This window comes from Comamonas halotolerans, assembly GCF_030162935.1.
Lineage (GTDB): Bacteria > Pseudomonadota > Gammaproteobacteria > Burkholderiales > Burkholderiaceae_C > Comamonas > Comamonas halotolerans.
In genome coordinates this window covers 224979-240966 of sequence record NZ_JASAUZ010000023.1, presented here as the reverse complement: position 1 = coordinate 240966, position 15988 = coordinate 224979, and the positions used below count along the sequence as shown (strand labels likewise).

General features: G+C 55.8%; 17 protein-coding genes and 4 tRNA genes. 14 read left to right on the top strand and 7 right to left on the bottom strand.

The genetic code is table 11. The features are described from left to right. From QEP11_RS11685 to QEP11_RS11670, 4 genes are all read left to right on the top strand, one after another. The gene (locus tag QEP11_RS11685) at positions 1-594 is read left to right on the top strand and encodes a LemA family protein (protein WP_284336817.1); all 594 of its coding nucleotides are present in this window, start codon (positions 1-3) and stop codon (positions 592-594) included. A gap of 23 nt (positions 595-617) precedes the next feature. Beyond that, on the top strand, positions 618-1607 hold the full coding sequence (locus tag QEP11_RS11680) for a M48 family metalloprotease (RefSeq protein WP_284336816.1): 990 nt from the start codon (positions 618-620) through the stop codon (positions 1605-1607). A gap of 52 nt (positions 1608-1659) precedes the next feature. After that, positions 1660-2358, top strand: coding sequence for a Crp/Fnr family transcriptional regulator (locus QEP11_RS11675; protein ID WP_284336815.1), 699 nt, complete (start codon positions 1660-1662; stop codon positions 2356-2358). 139 nt (positions 2359-2497) lie between these two features. Next, positions 2498-2821, top strand: a complete 324-nt coding sequence (locus QEP11_RS11670; protein ID WP_284336814.1) for a DUF4148 domain-containing protein — start codon at positions 2498-2500, stop codon at positions 2819-2821. A gap of 261 nt (positions 2822-3082) precedes the next feature. Here the strand turns inward: QEP11_RS11670 and QEP11_RS11665 are convergent, their stop codons facing one another. Both QEP11_RS11665 and radC read right to left on the bottom strand, forming a co-directional pair. Beyond that, positions 3083-3745, bottom strand: coding sequence for a Smr/MutS family protein (locus tag QEP11_RS11665; protein WP_284336813.1), 663 nt, complete (start codon positions 3743-3745; stop codon positions 3083-3085). After that, positions 3742-4416 (bottom strand): RadC family protein, encoded by a 675-nt coding sequence (gene radC / locus QEP11_RS11660; RefSeq protein ID WP_284336812.1) that lies wholly within the window; start codon positions 4414-4416, stop codon positions 3742-3744. Before radC ends, QEP11_RS11665 begins: the two co-directional genes overlap by 4 nt. A 90-nt stretch (positions 4417-4506) precedes the next feature. Between radC and QEP11_RS11655 the strand changes: the two genes are divergently transcribed. After that, the gene (locus tag QEP11_RS11655; RefSeq protein WP_284336811.1) at positions 4507-4983 is read left to right on the top strand and encodes an FKBP-type peptidyl-prolyl cis-trans isomerase; all 477 of its coding nucleotides are present in this window, start codon (positions 4507-4509) and stop codon (positions 4981-4983) included. 1 nt (position 4984) lies between these two features. Further along, the gene (ispH, locus tag QEP11_RS11650; protein WP_284337026.1) at positions 4985-5977 is read left to right on the top strand and encodes a 4-hydroxy-3-methylbut-2-enyl diphosphate reductase; all 993 of its coding nucleotides are present in this window, start codon (positions 4985-4987) and stop codon (positions 5975-5977) included. 84 nt (positions 5978-6061) lie between these two features. Here the strand turns inward: ispH and QEP11_RS11645 are convergent, their stop codons facing one another. Further along, on the bottom strand, positions 6062-6724 hold the full coding sequence (locus tag QEP11_RS11645) for a CBS domain-containing protein (protein WP_284336810.1): 663 nt from the start codon (positions 6722-6724) through the stop codon (positions 6062-6064). 145 nt (positions 6725-6869) lie between these two features. On the opposite strand from QEP11_RS11645, the gene serS reads away from it, so the two are divergent. From serS to greB, 6 genes are all read left to right on the top strand, one after another. Further along, on the top strand, positions 6870-8186 hold the full coding sequence (gene serS, locus QEP11_RS11640; RefSeq protein WP_284336809.1) for a serine--tRNA ligase: 1317 nt from the start codon (positions 6870-6872) through the stop codon (positions 8184-8186). Between the two features lie 61 nt (positions 8187-8247). Next, positions 8248-8338 (top strand) — tRNA-Ser (locus QEP11_RS11635). 2 nt (positions 8339-8340) lie between these two features. Further along, positions 8341-8417, top strand: a tRNA-Arg gene (locus tag QEP11_RS11630). 129 nt (positions 8418-8546) lie between these two features. Beyond that, positions 8547-8623 (top strand) — tRNA-Arg (locus QEP11_RS11625). A 136-nt stretch (positions 8624-8759) separates the two neighbouring features. Then, a tRNA-Arg gene (locus QEP11_RS11620) sits at positions 8760-8836 on the top strand. 92 nt (positions 8837-8928) lie between these two features. Continuing rightward, positions 8929-9492, top strand: coding sequence for a transcription elongation factor GreB (gene greB, locus QEP11_RS11615; RefSeq protein WP_284336808.1), 564 nt, complete (start codon positions 8929-8931; stop codon positions 9490-9492). Between the two features lie 137 nt (positions 9493-9629). On the opposite strand, the gene QEP11_RS11610 is transcribed toward greB, so the two are convergent. The 4 genes from QEP11_RS11610 to QEP11_RS11595 form a co-directional block, all read right to left on the bottom strand. Beyond that, complete coding sequence (locus tag QEP11_RS11610; RefSeq protein ID WP_413788720.1) at positions 9630-11894, bottom strand: RelA/SpoT family protein; 2265 nt, start codon at positions 11892-11894, stop codon at positions 9630-9632. Positions 11895-12005: 111 nt separating this feature from the next. Further along, complete coding sequence (rpoZ, locus tag QEP11_RS11605) at positions 12006-12209, bottom strand: DNA-directed RNA polymerase subunit omega (RefSeq protein ID WP_219162602.1); 204 nt, start codon at positions 12207-12209, stop codon at positions 12006-12008. Positions 12210-12228: 19 nt separating this feature from the next. Then, positions 12229-12849, bottom strand: a complete 621-nt coding sequence (gene gmk, locus QEP11_RS11600) for a guanylate kinase (protein WP_284336807.1) — start codon at positions 12847-12849, stop codon at positions 12229-12231. A 71-nt stretch (positions 12850-12920) separates the two neighbouring features. Further along, complete coding sequence (locus QEP11_RS11595; protein WP_284337024.1) at positions 12921-13814, bottom strand: YicC/YloC family endoribonuclease; 894 nt, start codon at positions 13812-13814, stop codon at positions 12921-12923. Between the two features lie 90 nt (positions 13815-13904). On the opposite strand from QEP11_RS11595, the gene QEP11_RS11590 reads away from it, so the two are divergent. After that, positions 13905-14918, top strand: a complete 1014-nt coding sequence (locus QEP11_RS11590; RefSeq protein WP_284336806.1) for a serine/threonine protein kinase — start codon at positions 13905-13907, stop codon at positions 14916-14918. Beyond that, entirely contained in the window at positions 14915-15835 is a 921-nt protein-coding gene (locus tag QEP11_RS11585; RefSeq protein ID WP_284336805.1) for a PP2C family protein-serine/threonine phosphatase, read from the top strand. Before QEP11_RS11590 ends, QEP11_RS11585 begins: the two co-directional genes overlap by 4 nt. Positions 15836-15988: the final 153 nt, after the last annotated feature.

Genomic DNA, 15988 nt, shown 5'->3' with positions numbered 1-15988 from the left:
ATGGGAACAGTTGGTTTCATCTTGGTCGCAGTTTTGTTGGTTTTGGCGTTGTGGGCCGCTGCGGTCTACAACCGTCTTCGCCTGTTGCGCAACCGTGTGGAAAACGCGTGGTCGCAAATAGATGTGCAGCTCAAACGCCGCTATGACCTGATTCCCAATTTGGTGGAAGTGGCTCGCGGCTATATGCAGCACGAAGCCAGCACATTGCAGGCAGTGGCCAAGGCCCGCAATCAGGCTGTGCAGGCCAGTGATGCGTTGCGGGGGCATGCACGCAGTGATGCAGAGCTGGGGGCCTTCACTGCAGCCGAGCAATTGTTGGGTGGCAGTCTGGGCAGACTCATGATGGTGGCGGAAGCCTATCCTGAGCTCAAGGCCGATGCGCAAATGCAAAGCCTGAGCGAAGAAATTGCCAGCACTGAAAACCGTATCGGCTTTGCACGGCAGGCGTACAACGATCAGGTGATGGAGTTCAATGACAAAGTCAGCCAGTTCCCCGATCTGATTCTGGCCCGCCTGCTTGGCTTCATGCACCAAACCATGCTGCAGTCCACAAGTTCGGAGCAAGAGCGGATCGCTCCGCAAGTGCGTTTCTAAATAGATAGACGGACAAGGTTCCCATGCGGTTTTGGCACTGGCAGGCTGATGCACGGCGTACGACACGCTGGTTGTTGCTGCTGTTCATGCTGTGCGTTTTGGCTTCTTTGGCAGCTGTGCATGGCGGGCTGACCTTGGCGTGGTTGCTGCTGCTTGCACGTTTTGACTATCCCAAAGGCTTTGTGGCCGTTAACGTTGGCGTGACTTTGTTCCTGATCTTGGGGGGCTGGTGGCTGACGTATGAGCAGCTCAGCGAAGGGGGCCGCAAACTGGCACAACGCATTGGCGCACGAAAGGCAAGGCCTGGCAGTTCGTTGGCGGAGCAACAACTGTGCAACATCGTGCACGAGATGTGCTTGGCTGCCCAGATGCGGCCACCGCAGGTGGTGGTGCTGGCACGTGCTGATGCCATCAATGCGTTTGCAGCGGGATGGACGCCCGACGATGCCGTGATTGCTGTCACTCAAGGGGCGCTGGACTATCTGAGCCGCGATGAGATGCAGGGTCTGGTGGCGCATGAACTCTCGCACCTGAAAGAGGGTGACACGCTGCTGAATATGCGCTTGGCAGGCATGGTGAGTGGTCTGGAGCTGGTTTACAACTTTGGCCAGGAATTGCGCGAGCGCAGCGCTTTGGGCTTGTGGTTTGGCTCGGCCATCATGGCCGCTGGCTTCGTGGGCTGGCTGAGCGGGCGTTTGCTCAAGGCAGCGGTCTCGCGCCAGCGCGAGTTCTTGGCAGATGCTCGTGCTGTGCAGTGGACGCGCAGCCAAGACGCCTTGGGAGGTGTTTTACGCAAGGTGATGACGCAGCGGCAGACCGCGCAGCAGTATCTGGGAGGCTGGCGGGCGGATCGGCGCAGCCACACAGGGTTGGACCACCCGCTGGTTCAGCATATGTTGCTGGCGGAAACGCCGGAAAGTGGCAAGCTGGAGCACTGGCTGGATGCGCATCCTCCGCTGGAGGAGCGTGTGGCACGCATTTATGGTCGCCCTATGCGTGGCCTGCCACTGTAATGTGGCTCTATCTGCCCATCATTTGTTGTGTCATAGCATCTAAGATTTGAAAATGCCCGCTTCTCCGGTTCCTCCTTCCTGGCAACTGCTACGTGCCGTACCTGCGTTTTCGCATCTGGATAGCGAACGCTTGCGCTGGCTGGCCAAGCAGCTGCGCTGGTGTCCCATGGAAGCAGGTCAGGCCGTGGATCAGCCATTCAACGGCGCATGCGTGCATGTGCTGCTGGCAGGGCAGTTGCAGGTTTTGTGCACCAATGTGCAGGGCAAGGAGCTATTGCTGGGTGAGCTGTTTCCTGGGCAGATGTTTGGCAATACCTGGCTCAGTGCCTCCATTCCTCAAGGCATGATGGTGGTGGCTACAGAGCACACGCTGTTGGCAGCGATGGACAAAGTGGCCACACAGGAGTGGCTGATGACCGACAGCACCATTGTGGCTGGGATTTTGAACAATGCCACTGACCTGCTGTGGCAGCTGGTGGGGCGTGTGGTGGAGATGGGTACGCTGAATGTGCGTAGCCGCTTGCACATGCGCTTGCTGGCCTTGGCGCAGCGTCAAGGCGTGCAGCACAACCAGGTAACCTTGACCCCCAGCCCAACCCAGGCGAGCTTGGCTGCGTATCTGGGTGCCAGTCGGGAGGAAGTGGCGCGGGAAATGTCACGTCTGGTGCGTCTGGGTTTGCTGCAAAGACAGGGGCGCAGCATTGTCTTGCTCAATGTGGATGGACTGATTGCGCTGGCCGATGCCCAGTAGTGGTTGGGAGTTCCACTTTGTCTTTACATCTGGAAAGTGAGAAAACGCACAGACGCATGGTGCGTTACTGGCAGAAACTCTAGCCCATGAAAAGCCGCCAAGGTGGTAGCTGTCTTCAGTCCAGTGAAGGAGTTTTTGAATGTCGCAACGATTGTGGGCTTGTGTGGCTCTGGTGCTGTGTGCCAGCCTCAATGCCCATGCGCAAACCACGGCCAGCCCGACGACCCAGAGCCCAGCCCCCGGCTTGACCCGCGCGCAAGTGCTGGAAGATCTCAAGCAGTGGCATGCGTCGGGCATGACGTATATTGCCCACCCCTCTGGCTATGGCGACTCACGTGAGAGTATGGAGTATCAGCGTTATCTGCAGCGCAGCAGCAATCCATCTGTTGCGACCAAGCAGGCTCAGCCTATGTCTGAGCCTGCTCAAACAGCGTCCTCACAGTCACCGGTACCACAGCCTTAAACAGACATACTGCGCAAAATTACAACCCGCAAGGGGTATTGGGTGTCGCACTCTTTGGCGTGAAGATTCAGGATGCACAGCGTTAAGCTGCTGAAAAAACACAACAAAAGCACCCGTCCGGGCAAGTCATGGTGGTGACTTGCCCTTTTTTTGTCTATGCATCACTGTGAACTGGGCCCGAACTTGTTCCCTCGGCTGAGTTGGCTACGCCAGCAAGGATATCAGTCACAAAGACTTGCTCGTTTTCAAGTTTTCAAGTTTTCAATACAGCTTTCGCTTGCCCGGCTGCAGCAAAACCACCAAGGCGCCCGCACCACCTTCTGCGGGGCGTGCTTGGACAAATGCCAAAACTTCTTTTTTCTGCACCAACCAACGCAGCACCTTGGCTTTGAGGACAGGAGCTTTTCCAGGCGAGCCCAAACCCTTGCCATGGACGACACGAACACAGCGCAACCCTGTACGGTGAGACAGGCGAATGAATTGGTCAAGTGCTTCGCGTGCTTCGTCGGAGCGCAAGCCGTGCAAATCCAACTGGCGCTGGATACTCCAGTGCCCACTGCGCAGCTTGCGTGTCACATCCAATCCGATGCCGGGGCGCCGAAAACTCAGTTGGTCATCCACATCCAGCAAGGTGCTGACATCAAACTCATCGCTCATGGCTTCGTGCAGCACACGTGCTTCATCGAGTTCGTGCTGAAGGCGCCGAGGGGCAGGGGGCGTTTGCTCAAACGAAAAACGATCTGTGCGCGGCAGCGGAGTGACGGCCCCAACAAAGTGGGTAAAAAGATTGCGCTCACGTTCGGCAGCAGCCACAGCTTCTTGGCGGGCTTTGTCCAGTGCTTCTTTACGCTCGCGCTGTGCTTTCAGTTCTTTTGAGATACTGGCCAGGGCATGCAGACCGTGGTGGCGAAATGCCTGGCTCATACCAAACCCTCCTCCGCCATGGAGTAGCTGGCACCTTGCGCAACGATGATGTGATCAAGTACCCGAACGTCGAGCAGCGCCAGTGCACTTTTGAGGTGGGCGGTCAGTCTGTTATCTGCCGAGCTGGGATGCACACTGCCACTGGGGTGATTGTGGGCAAGGATGACGCTGGCAGCATGGTGGTGCAGGGCGCGCAGGGCCACTTCCCTGGGGTAGACCGAGGTTTGACTCAATGAGCCCCGAAACATTTCTTCCATGGCAATCAAATGGTTCTGGCTGTCTAGAAACAGCACAGCAAATACTTCATGCAGGCGGTGACCTAACTGCAACTGCAGATAGTGTTTCACAGCTTCGGGGCTGGCAAACACTTCACGCTCACGTAATTGCTGTGCTGTGGCACGTTTTGCCAATTCCATCACTGCCAGCATTTCCGCACGCTTGGCAGGGCCGAGTCCCTTGATCTTCAGAAGATCCGGGATGTTGGCATTGAGCAGGCCTGCGAGTCCCCCAAAGCTGTCCAGCAGTGACTGGGCCAGTTGCAGCACGCTGCAGCCGGTCATGCCGGTACGCAGCAAAATGGCCAGAAGCTCGGTATCAGACAGAGCGGTGGCACCGCGTGCCAGCAGCTTTTCGCGCGGCAAAGTATCGGCGGGTAAGTCTTTGAAAGCCATGGGTCTTGGTGCTGAAAATGGGATAAACAGACGCCAAGGGCGCGGGGGCATGCCCGGTTTTCTACAATGGGGCAGTTTATCGGGACTTCCATGACTAATACTGCGCCTTCGACCACGACTCCTGTGCCCACTGTACAAGCGGGCTCTTTTCTGACTCTGCACTACCGTCTGGCAGGCCCAGCTGGTGATGTGATCAACACTTTCAATGAAAAACCCGGCACTTTGTCGATTGGGACGGGTGAACTGTCGCCTGCTATCGAAGACATGCTGATTGGCATGCCTGAAGGCACGCATACCACTTTGGAGCTGCCTGCTGGAGCTGCCTTTGGTGATCGCAATCCTGATATGCAGCAGTGGGTGGCACGCAAGCTGCTCAATGAACTGGGTGATCCGCATGAGCAGTACGCTGCGGGCGATGTGGTGCAGTTTCCTACACCTGACGGCTTGGGCAGCTATGCTGGCTCGGTGGTGCAGGTGCGTGAAGATGGCGCAGTGCTGTTTGACTTCAGCCACCCTTTGGCCGGTCAGCCAGTGACGTTTGAAGTCAAGATCATTGGGGTGCTCTGAAGTGGTGGACTCCAAGGAAATCCTGCTGGCAGAGCCACGGGGCTTTTGTGCTGGCGTGGATCGCGCCATTGAAATCGTGGAGCGTGCGCTGGCCAAGTTTGGCCGTCCCATCTATGTGCGCCACGAGATCGTGCACAACACCTTTGTGGTTAACGACCTCAAGGACAAAGGTGCCATCTTCATTGAAGAGCTCTCGGATGTGCCTCCTGGTGCGACCTTGGTATTCAGTGCCCATGGTGTGAGCAAGGCGGTTCAGGAAGAGGCCAAGGCGCGGGGCTTTTCCATTTTTGATGCTACCTGTCCCTTGGTCACCAAGGTGCACATTGAGGTGGCCAAACTGGCCAAAGAGGGCTATGAATTCATCATGATTGGCCACAAAGGCCATCCAGAGGTCGAGGGCACCATGGGCCAGTTGTCCGAAGGCATTCACTTGGTGGAAGACGAAGACGACGTTGCCAAGGTGCAACCCAAGCAGACCGAGTTGCTGGCTGTGGTGACTCAGACAACGCTGAGCGTGGATGATGCGGCAGGCATCAAGGCGGCCATCAAGGCCCGCTTTCCACATGTGCGTGAGCCCAAGCAGCAAGACATTTGCTACGCCACGCAAAATCGTCAGGATGCGGTGAAGATTTTGGCACCGCAGGTGGATGTGGTTATTGTGGTGGGTAGCCCCACCAGCTCCAACAGCAACCGTCTGCGTGAACTGGCTGCCCGTCTGGGAACGCCAGCCTACATGGTGGACAACGCTGACGAGCTACGCCCTGAGTGGTTTGATCATGCGGGCCGCGTGGGCCTGACGGCGGGGGCTTCTGCACCGGAAGTGCTGGTCAACGGCGTGATTGATCGCATCAAAGCATTGGGCGCAGTTTCGGTGCGCAAAATGGATGGCGTGGAGGAAACCATGAAGTTCCCGTTACCCAAGGGCCTGAAGATGATGGACCCTGCCACAGGCTTGGAAATTGAGGTTCGCAAAGCACCGGAAACCGGGGCTTGAGATCTTTTATGCTTCCCAGAACGGCCAGTGCAGCAAGCGTTGGCCGTTTTCTTTTGGGGGCTGAGCCATTGTCCGTTGCGGTATTTAGCTCCACAAATCAAGCGGTGGATCGCTGGCAACGGCGCGCAAAATATCAGTTCGGCTGATAAAGCCCACTAGGTGTCCTTCGGCATCCGCGACCGGTAGTCCAGGCAGACCAGTTTCCAGCAGCACATGGGTAACGCCGCGCAATTCAGTGTCTTCGGAGACAGCAGGAACCGGACTTACCATTACTTCGCTGACCAAACGTCGCGCCATGGCAACAGTCTCACGGACAGCCCCAGGTTCCGGCAGCAAAGCTTGTGGAGCCATATCGGTACGCAATAGCAAACCCACAACATGGCCCTGCGTGCTGACAACAGGAGCCTGGGCAATTTTTTTCCTGGCGAAAATTTTCCATGCCTGTTCAACGCTGATGCTGTCCTGAACGGTGATAGCACCGTGTGTCATGACATCACGCACCACATAGAGCTGGCGGCGCTCTTCTTTCGGACCTTGCTCTGTGCCCAGGTAGGCGGATACAGCACCTTTCGCACGTGGGGAAAGCGCTGGCTTGGGATTGCGTATTTGGGCCTGCTGCGCTTCAACGCCCGAAGCCCCTGCCTGCAGTCCGCTGGGGCGCTGCACACCTCGCACCGATGTGATGTGGCTCAAACGATCTGCGCCCCCGTGGTACATGGGGCCGTTGATGCCAAAGACATAGAACATATGCAGGTCTCCTGGAATGCGCGTGCGAAGGATCTTTATTTATCTATCGGCAGCAAAGGCTGCAACTGAACTGCAACTGCCGCACAATGATGGATAGATTGCGGTGCCAACTGTTGTTATCGCCCGTCCCATTAAAATTGCAACCATGCTAGACATCCTTCTTCTCCGTAAAGACCTCGATTCCGCCATTGCGCGTTTGGAAACCCGTAAAAAGCCCCAGGCGTTTTTGAACGTCGATGCATTCCAGGCGCTTGAATCTGAGCGCAAGACCCTGCAGACTCGTACGGAGGAGCTGCAAGCCCAGCGTAACCAGCTGTCCAAGCAAATCGGTATGCTGATGGGCAAAGGCGACAAAGAAGGGGCCGAATCAGCCAAGTCACAAGTTGCTGCATTCAAAGTCGAGCTGGAGAGTTCTGACGCTCGTCTGGAGCAAATCAAGGCCGAGCTGGAAGCCATGCTGCAAGCGGTGCCCAATCTGCCGCACGAAAGCGTGCCAGTGGGAGCGGGTGAAGAAGACAATGTGGTGGTGCGTACCTGGGGCACGCCCAAAAAATTTGACTTTGAAGTCAAGGACCATGTGGACGTGGGTGCGCCCTTGGGCCTGGACTTTGACATGGGTGTCAAGCTCTCAGGATCGCGCTTTACCGTGATGAAAGGTGGCATTGCTCGCATGCATCGTGCATTGGCGCAGTTCATGCTGGATGTGCAAACCGGCGAGCACGGCTATACCGAGTGCTATGTTCCCTATGCAGTGAATGCGGACTCCCTCAAAGGCACAGGCCAGTTGCCCAAGTTTGAAGGAGATCTGTTCGCGGCCAAAAAGGGCGGTCAAGAAGGTGAGCCTGTGCCGGACAACCAGGCGCTGTACCTGATTCCTACCTCTGAAGTGCCATTGACGAACTTCATGCGTGATGTAGTGGTGCAGGAGTCCGAGCTGCCCATCAAGCTGACAGCACATACGCCCTGCTTCCGTTCAGAGGCGGGCAGCTATGGACGGGACACGCGCGGCATGATTCGCCAGCACCAGTTCGACAAGGTTGAGATGGTGCAGATCGTGCACCCTGAAAAGAGCTACGAAGTGCTGGAAGAGATGACAGGCCATGCGGAAGCCATTCTGCAAAAACTGGGCTTGCCTTACCGCGTGATGAGTCTGTGCACCGGTGATATGGGCTTTGGTGCCACCAAGACTTATGACTTGGAAGTATGGCTACCTGGTCAGGAGAAGTATCGTGAGATCAGCTCTGTCTCCAACTGTGAAGCTTTCCAGGCTCGCCGCATGCAGGCACGCTTCAAGAATGCCAAGGGCAAGAATGAATTGGTTCACACCCTGAACGGCTCAGGCCTGGCCGTGGGGCGTTGCCTGGTTGCCGTGCTGGAGAACTATCAGCAAGCCGATGGCTCTGTCATCGTCCCTGAGGTACTTCGTCCTTATATGGGCGGCGTGGAACGCCTGCAGGCCTAAAAATCTGCTGCTTGCAAAAGCGGTGGCCAAAACACTGCTACAATAGCTGCTTCGACACGCAGGAGAGGTGGCAGAGTGGTCGAATGTACCTGACTCGAAATCAGGCGTACGTGAATAACGTACCGTGGGTTCGAATCCCACCCTCTCCGCCAATGCGGCTGTAGCTCAGCTGGATAGAGTACTTGGCTACGAACCAAGGGGTCGTGGGTTCGATTCCTGCCAGCCGCACCAGATTGAAGCCCTAGAATGAAAGTTCTGGGGCTTTTCTCTTTTTATGAAAGCCTTGTTTTCTGCTTTGCTGGAAAAAAGGTGAATTCAAGTCATTGAATTCGATCAATAACTTAGGTTGTTGATGGCTTAGCGGCTGTAGCTCAGCTGGATAGAGTACTTGGCTACGAACCAAGGGGTCGTGGGTTCGATTCCTGCCAGCCGCACCAGATCCAAGCCTCAGAGATGAAAATCTCTGAGGCTTTTGTCTTTGTGAAGAGGTGAGTCTGATGTTTCGGGAAGATGAAAAAATCTTTTCACCTTTTGGATTTCAGGGTAATTACTTAATCTATAATCGATAGCTTAGCGGCTGTAGCTCAGCTGGATAGAGTACTTGGCTACGAACCAAGGGGTCGTGGGTTCGATTCCTGCCAGCCGCACCAATTTGAAGTCCTGATATCGCAAGGTATCAGGACTTTTTGGTTTGTGCGCGCTATGCGTAGGCTTGGCTTACTTTTGTGTGAAGATGGTGCCTATGAACAAGGCTTTCACCAAGGAAACTGACGGGCAGGATGATGACGACGATCTGCCCAGCCTGCCCCCAGTACCCAAAGGCAGCAAAAACTATATGACGCCTCATGGCTATCAGACCCTCAAGAATGAATTGCTGGACTTGATAGATAACGAGCGGCCCAAAATCGTCGAGATTGTGCACTGGGCAGCCAGCAATGGAGATCGCTCAGAGAATGGTGACTACTTGTATGGCAAGAAGCGGCTGCGTGAAATTGACCGCCGTATCCGTTTTCTGACAAAGCGCCTGGAAATAGCAGAGGTGGTCAACCCTGCAGTTCACTATGGCAGCGACCAGGTGTTTTTTGGCGCCACAGTCACCTATGCCGATGATGAAGGGGTGGAGCGCACAATTACCATCATGGGAATAGACGAAGCAGACAGCAGCAAAGCGCAAGTGAGCTGGATTGCACCAGTGGCGAGGGCACTGCTCAAGTCCAAGGTGGGTGACGAGGTGCCTTTGCCGACACCAGCAGGTGTGCGTATGCTGGAGGTGCTGGATGTGGAATATCCAGCGCCTCAGCCATAGGCACTGTGTGTGAAGGCGGGCGCCTTTTTGAGCGTGTGTTGAATCTGGCAACACGTACCACCTAACGGCAGTTGGGGAGCCATATGCAAAAAACGCAGCGAAGGAGCTGCGTTTATGGATTCAACCTTGAGGAGCAATCATTCCAGCGGCATGATGCGTGAGGCGCGCACCACCGTAGGAATGCGGCGCAGGCTGCGCAAAACGCCTTCGACCTGCTGCTGATCATGCACCGACACAATAAAGCGCAGCTCGGTGGTTTGCATGGCAGCTTCATCGTCCATTTCCAGGCGGCGGATGTCCACATTGGCATCGCTCAGCTCTGTGGCTATGCGGGCCAGCACACCCTTCTGGTTGTGAATGGTGATGCTGAGTCCGCTCTCATACAGCTTTTGATTGCTCTCATCAGCCCACTCCACGGGAACGAAACGTTCACTGTCGGTGGCTTGTAGTCGCTTGGCGTTGATGCATAGTGCGTTATGAACGTGCAAGCCGTCTCCGCGGCCCAGGTAGGCTACCACTGCATCGCCTGGAACAGGGCGGCAGCAGGATGCGTAGCGCACGGATGCGTTGTTGTTGCCATCCAGTGCTACTGTGCTGTAGCTGCGCTGGTCGGTGCTGGAAAAGCGCTCTTGGCTCAATAGCACGGCGTCAGGACGCAGTCCCTTGCTGGAAAGCTCGGCCATAAAGTGGCGGGCTACCCAACCAGCGGCTTGGCGGCCCATGCCGATGTCCGTCAGCAAATCTTCGCGGCTCTTGCTGTTGGCCTTGTTGAGCACAGCAGTCCATAGGGCCTGGTTGCTATCGTCATTGCTGGGAATGGCGGCAATGCCTTCTTCCCGCAGCGCCTGGGTAAGCAAGGTTTCTCCTAGCGTCATGGACTCGCTGTGTGCAGCCGTCTTGAGATAGTTGCGAATCTTGGAGCGTGCTCGGCCAGTTTTAACAAAGCCCAGCCAAACGGGATTGGGAGTGGCGTTGTCATCGGTGATGATTTGCACCACGTCGCCACTCTTGAGTTGGGTGCGCAGCGAAGTGGGCTGACCGTTGATCAGTGCGGAAACGGTGTGATGGCCAATGTTGCTGTGGATGGCGTACGCAAAGTCCACCACTGTGGCACCACGCGGCATGGCCATGATCTTGCTCTTGGGCGTAAAGACATAAATGGAGTCCGGGAAGAGATCCACCTTCACGTTATCCCAGAATTCGGTGGCATCGTTGGTTTCGGTCTGGATATCCAGAAGCGACTGCAACCACTTGGTGTTCAGCGCTTCTGGCTTGCCCTGCGATTTGTATAGCCAGTGAGCCGCAATACCCGCTTCAGCCACGATATGCATGGGTTCGGTGCGAATCTGAAACTCGATGTTTACGCCCGAGGGTCCTACCAGCATGGTGTGTAGCGATTGATAGCCGTTGGCCTTGGCCATCGCAATGTGATCTTTGAACTTCCCGGGCACCGGTTTGTACATCTGGTGCAAGATGCCCAGGGCGGTATAGCAGTCTGTGATGGTGGGAACGATGATGCGAAAACCGTAGATGTCGGTCACCTGCGCAAAAGTCAGGTGGTGGCGAATCATCTTTTGGTAGAGCGAGTACAGCGTGCTTTCACGACCGGCCAGGCGTGCGGGCATCTTGACGCGGTCAAATTCGGCTGCAATTTCGTTTTGCACGCGCAACACCAAATCATGGCGGCGCGCTCGGGATTTGGTAATTGCCTTTTCCAATGTGGCATAGCGCCAGGGCTTTTGGTAATGAAAAGACAGATCCTGCAGCTCGCGGTAGGTCTGATTCAGACCCAGACGGTGCGCAATGGGCGCGTAGATGTCCAGCGTTTCCGAGGCAATGCGACCCCACTTGCTGCGTGGCATGTCGCCCATGGTGCGCATATTGTGGGTGCGGTCGGCCAGTTTGATCAGAATGACGCGTACGTCCTTGGCCATGGCCAGAAGCATTTTTCTGAAGGACTCGGCCTGGGTTTCCTCACGCGTGTTGAAGTGGAGCTTGTCCAGTTTGGTCAGCCCATCCACCAAATCAGCTACCACGGGCCCGAAGCGTTCAATCAGGTCAGCTTTGGTGATGCCACAGTCTTCCATGGCGTCGTGCAACAAGGCGGCCATGAGAGCAGGGGCATCGAGTTTCCAGTGCGCACAGATCGTGGTGACGGCAATCGGGTGAGTGATGTAAGGGTCACCGCTGCTGCGCCATTGGTTGGTGTGCGCTTTGTCGGCATAAAGCCACGCCTGGCGCACAAGCTCGATATCTGCCGGAGACAGGTAGGTAAGGTACTCGAGCATGCGCTCAAAGTGCGTGGCTGAAACGCGAGACGCAGCTTCCAGACGTGCGTCAAGGCTCACGTCTGGCGAAGTTCGGGGAGAGTCGTCTGTTTTGGAGTTAAAGGCCGCGTTCATACCCTAAATGTATCGCGGGAAAGGCGCTGTGCGCATTGTAAAAAAAAAGCACCGCGATACGGTGCTTCTATTGTCTGCCGAGTGAGGGCAGATTCTGAACATTGTCAGGGCTTAACCTGGAACTTTTTTCAGCATTTCCAGGCCCACTTTGCCTTCTGCGATTTCACGCAGTGCGGTTACGGCAGGCTTGTTCTGGCATTCCACCTTGGGGGTGTGGCCCTGGCTCAGCATGCGTGCGCGGTAAGTGGCGGCCAGCACAAGCTGGAAGCGGTTAGGGATTTGCTCCAGGCAATCTTCAACAGTGATGCGTGCCATCTCGGTACTCCGGGGGAATTCAGGAAAGGTTGAGCGATTCAAATACATCACAGCGCAAGCGGCGCTGCGACACATACTTCAGACGCTGGGCGTGGATGATAGCCTTCAGGTCAAACAGTGCGCTCTCAAATAACTCGTTGATTATAACGAAGTCGAATTTTCCGACCTGCGCCATCTCTTCTTCGGCATTTTTCATGCGCAGCTCGATGACTTCTGGTGCGTCTTCGCCACGGTTTTCCAGGCGAGCGCGCAACTCTTCCCAGCTCGGAGGAAGGATAAAGATCAGCACGGCCTGGGGAAATGCCTCACGCACCTGAAGTGCGCCTTGGTAGTCAATTTCCAGCAACACGTCCTCGCCATTGGCCAGACGGTCATGGATTCCTTTTTTGGACGTACCGTAGCGCTTGCCATGCACATTCGCCCATTCCACAAAGGCATTGTTGGCCACCATGGCATCGAATTCTTGCTCTGAAGCGAAGAAGTATTCACGGCCATGTTTTTCTTGGCCGCGGGGAGGGCGGGTGGTGTGCGAGACGGAAGGGTAGACACGCGCATCAAAAGAGCGCAGGGCCTTGACCAGGCTGGACTTACCGGCTCCGCTGGGAGCTGCGACAACAAATAGGTTTCCAGGATGTTCCATAAGAAAAAACGCGGATGTCTGTGACACCCTTGCAAAAAGGGCGCTTGCGCGCCCTGTGGTTTTAACGGTGGTTATTCAATGTTTTGGACTTGCTCGCGCATTTGCTCAATGAGCACCTTCATGTCCACGCTGATGCGTGTCAGGTCCAGGGCCGCCGATTTCGAACCCAATGTATTTGCTTCGCGGTGCATTTCCTGAATCAGGAAATCCAGACGCTTGCCGATTTCACCGCCCTTTTTGAGCAGGCGCTCTACTTCGTCCAAGTGCGAGTTCAGACGTGTAATTTCTTCTGCCACATCAATGCGGATGGCAAAAGCGGTAGCTTCTGACAGGGCGCGCTCACGGGCAGCTTCAGGGGCCACCTGGCCTTCGGTCAAGCCCATGGCTTCTTGCCAGCGCTCCAAAAAACGCTGGCGTTGCTGTTCAACCAATTGCGGAACCAAAGGCACGGCTTGCGCGGCCAGCTCACGCAACTGCTGCAAGCGGTCTTTGAGCATTTCGGCCAGGCGCTTGCCTTCGCGAGCGCGGGCATCGATCAGTTCTGTCACTGCGTTCTCGGCCAGGTTGGGCACGATCTCTTGCCAATCCACTTGCACGGCATTGCCACTGCCAGCCAGACGCAGCGCGTCAGAGACGGTCAATGCTTTGGCGTCGGGCAGCCAGGCTTGCACCAGATCTTGCACGGACTGCATGCGTTGCAGCAGTGCCGGTGTAGGCTGGGGCAGGGAGGCCGAAGCATCCACATCAATGGCTGCGCGCACTTCAACCTTGCCTCGTTTGAGGCGTTGGGTCAGCAGCGTGCGCAACGCAGGCTCCTGGCTGCGCAGCTCATCAGGCAGGCGGAACGTGAGGTCCAGGAAACGGCTGTTGACTGCGCGGATTTCAAGCCCCAAACGCACGTTTTGTGCAGAGGCGTTGTCCTCAGTAGACGCCGGTGCGTGCTGCACACTGGCGTATCCGGTCATGCTGTAAACTGGCATTGGACATATCTTTGGTTACTTGCAATTGGGTGATTATCCAGTTTCCGCTCCGACCTTGAGGTTTACCTGCACAAAATGTCTTCCCGGATCAAGCCAGCTTCCCTGCCTCCCGATACCTTAATTGGCGGCTATCGCATAGTGCGCAAGCTGGCGTCAGGTGGGTTTGGCATTGTGTATCTAGCCAAAGACGAGCAAGGGCAAGAGGTTGCTATCAAAGAATATTTGCCTGCTGCACTGGCCACGCGCGGTCCTGGTGAGCTGGTTCCCAAAGTCGCGCAAGAAAAAGTCTCTCTGTATCGACTGGGGCTGAAAAGTTTTTTTGAAGAAGGTCGTGCACTGACGCAAATTTCCCACGCCTCGGTAGTCAGTGTGCTCAATTTCTTCCGTGAAAACGAGACTGTTTACATGGTGATGAACTTTCTGCGTGGGGCGTCCCTGCAGGAGTACATCGTGCTTGCACGCGGAAAGAAACGCGCCAAGGTACTGCGTGAATCCACCATTCGTGCGTTGTTTGACGAGGTGCTGCTGGGCCTGCGCATCGTGCACCAGCACAAGATGTTGCACCTGGATATCAAGCCAGCCAATATTTTTATCACGGACGAGGATCGTGCCGTCATGATTGACTTTGGTGCGGCGCGTGAGGTTCTGAACAAGGAAGGCAACTTTGTTCGTCCCATGTATACCCCTGGCTTTGCCGCTCCCGAAATGTACAAGCGCAATGCCAATATGGGGCCTTGGACTGATATTTATGCGGTAGGCGCATGCATGTTTGCCTGCATGACAGGGCAGCCCCCTGCCGATGTACCCAGCAGGCGTGACAAAGATCGTCTGGGTGTCGCGTTGGCCCGTCTGCGTGGCGTGTATTCAGACAATTTGCTGGAGCTGGTGCAATGGTCCACGGAGCTGGATCCCATGGCCCGTCCACAATCGGTTTTTGCCTTTCACAAGGCCTTGAGCAATGAGCCGGAGCGCAGCTATACGCCACTGAGCGTGTCAGAGAAAATCCGCTTGCAACTGGACGCCTTGATTGGAGAGGGGCGTAAGAGCCTGACACCTACAGATACCTCGGTTCGCGTGAAAGCTCCATGAAGTTTTCCATATTTCAACTCAGTCGCCGTGGTGGCCGAGCCGTCAATGAAGACCGCATGGGCTACTGCTACACACGGGAAGCTGCACTTTTCTTGCTGGCCGACGGAATGGGCGGACATGCGGAAGGTGAGGTAGCAGCACAGTTGGTACTGCAAAGTATTGCTGCGCAATTTCAGCGAGAAGCTCAGCCAGCCTTGAAAGATCCTTCTGAGTTTCTTAGCCGCGCGGTAATGACGGCCCACCAGCGCATCCAGCGTTACGCCAAACTGCAGCGTATGCCGGACTCACCGCGTACTACGGTGGTGGTTGCAGTTATTCAGCAAGGACAGGTCACTTGGCTGCATTGCGGCGACTCCCGCCTGTATTGGGTGCGTGATGGGCAGTTGCTGGCTCGTACGAGAGATCATTCTTATATGGAGATGGAGCGCAGCGCGGTCACTCCGATTCGCTTGGCGCACAAATTGTTGAATCGCAATGTGCTCTTCACCTGCCTGGGTGCAGCGGGCAAGCCTATTTTCGATTTGAGTGGTCCTCATGTGCTGCATAGCGGAGACCGCCTGCTTCTGTGTTCGGATGGTTTGTGGGGAGTTCTCAAAGAACCCGCGCTATTGCATGGTTTGTCTGTGCAGCCTGTGAATGAAGCAATACCCGCTTTGGTGGAGTCTGCTCTGCAAATCGCCGGGGACAAAAGTGACAATGTGACGGCTTTGGCGCTGGAGTGGGAAATGTCGGCTCCTGCGAGCAGCGAATACGATATCAGCACCCATTCAGCTTCCCTGAGCGAATTGTTTGCTTCCACGATCCAGTCTTCCCATGACCTGGAAACCCTGGACGATCCACTGGACGAAGAAGAAATCGAGCGCAATATTGCCGAAATCAACGCGGCGATCCGGCGTACCGCTGCCAGCAAAACGTGATGGTGCACTGCACCAGCCTACATGGGCTTGTTGTTTGGAGCACACTTCGTGTCTGTTTGCATTGCGCATGCCACGTCTTGCGCTTGTGTGACTATCAGAATCAATAGCTTTTAGATCCGTTAACACTGCCAACCTGGTCGTTGTTTCGCCTGG

Excerpts from the sequence above, each read along its gene's own strand:
- rpoZ (WP_219162602.1), bottom strand. The coding sequence starts at position 12,209 with ATGGCACGCATCACTGTTGAAGATTGCCTGGAGCAAATCCCTAACCGC.
- QEP11_RS11670 (WP_284336814.1), top strand. The coding sequence starts at position 2,498 with ATGTCGCAACGATTGTGGGCTTGTGTGGCTCTGGTGCTGTGTGCCAGC.
- QEP11_RS11665 (WP_284336813.1), bottom strand. The coding sequence starts at position 3,745 with ATGAGCCAGGCATTTCGCCACCACGGTCTGCATGCCCTGGCCAGTATC.
- QEP11_RS11590 (WP_284336806.1), top strand. The coding sequence starts at position 13,905 with ATGTCTTCCCGGATCAAGCCAGCTTCCCTGCCTCCCGATACCTTAATT.
- greB (WP_284336808.1), top strand. The coding sequence starts at position 8,929 with ATGAACAAGGCTTTCACCAAGGAAACTGACGGGCAGGATGATGACGAC.
- QEP11_RS11585 (WP_284336805.1), top strand. The coding sequence starts at position 14,915 with ATGAAGTTTTCCATATTTCAACTCAGTCGCCGTGGTGGCCGAGCCGTC.
- gmk (WP_284336807.1), bottom strand. The coding sequence starts at position 12,849 with ATGGAACATCCTGGAAACCTATTTGTTGTCGCAGCTCCCAGCGGAGCC.
- QEP11_RS11655 (WP_284336811.1), top strand. The coding sequence starts at position 4,507 with ATGACTAATACTGCGCCTTCGACCACGACTCCTGTGCCCACTGTACAA.
- QEP11_RS11685 (WP_284336817.1), top strand. The coding sequence starts at position 1 with ATGGGAACAGTTGGTTTCATCTTGGTCGCAGTTTTGTTGGTTTTGGCG.
- QEP11_RS11680 (WP_284336816.1), top strand. The coding sequence starts at position 618 with ATGCGGTTTTGGCACTGGCAGGCTGATGCACGGCGTACGACACGCTGG.
- QEP11_RS11645 (WP_284336810.1), bottom strand. The coding sequence starts at position 6,724 with ATGTTCTATGTCTTTGGCATCAACGGCCCCATGTACCACGGGGGCGCA.
- QEP11_RS11595 (WP_284337024.1), bottom strand. The coding sequence starts at position 13,814 with ATGACCGGATACGCCAGTGTGCAGCACGCACCGGCGTCTACTGAGGAC.
- QEP11_RS11675 (WP_284336815.1), top strand. The coding sequence starts at position 1,660 with ATGCCCGCTTCTCCGGTTCCTCCTTCCTGGCAACTGCTACGTGCCGTA.
- QEP11_RS11610 (WP_413788720.1), bottom strand. The coding sequence starts at position 11,894 with ATGAACGCGGCCTTTAACTCCAAAACAGACGACTCTCCCCGAACTTCG.
- radC (WP_284336812.1), bottom strand. The coding sequence starts at position 4,416 with ATGGCTTTCAAAGACTTACCCGCCGATACTTTGCCGCGCGAAAAGCTG.
- serS (WP_284336809.1), top strand. The coding sequence starts at position 6,870 with ATGCTAGACATCCTTCTTCTCCGTAAAGACCTCGATTCCGCCATTGCG.